The following is a 466-nucleotide window of genomic DNA, read 5'->3' as shown; positions in this document are numbered from 1 at the left end:
CTGCTAAGAATACTTTTGGTATTAGCTTAGCTAGAAATGCATTTGCTTTTCAAATAAAGCAAATCATTGCCCAAATTAAATTTATAGAAGATCAATTAGACGAACTTGAAATTGAGATTACCACTCTTCTTCACCAAACAAATAATGTAATTACATCCATTATTGGTATAGGTGATATTCTAGGTGCGATTATAATTGGTGAAATAGGAGATATTTCACGCTTTGAATCCGCATCTCAGCTTGTCGCATATGCTGGCTTAGACTCAAGTGTTAAGCAATCTGGTGATTTTGTTGGGACAAAAACTAAGATTTCCAAGCGTGGTTCTCCTTATCTTCGTAGAGCAATTTGGTTGGCTGCTACAGTTGCGGCTTTTAAGGATCCTGCATTATCCGTATATTATCAATCACTTAGATTGCGTGGCAAGCATCATCTTACGGCTATTGGTGCTGTAGCCAGAAAAATGAC

The 466-nt window shown here is 36.9% G+C and carries 1 protein-coding gene; it reads left to right on the top strand.

The window, feature by feature from the left end:
* A partial coding sequence (locus ACOEN1_RS13495; RefSeq protein WP_422487410.1) for a transposase occupies nucleotides 1-466 on the top strand: 466 nt, incomplete at both ends.

The organism is Gudongella sp. DL1XJH-153 (assembly GCF_049310905.1).
Lineage (GTDB): Bacteria > Bacillota > Clostridia > Tissierellales > Tissierellaceae > Gudongella.
This window is presented reverse-complemented; position numbering and strand designations above follow the sequence as displayed.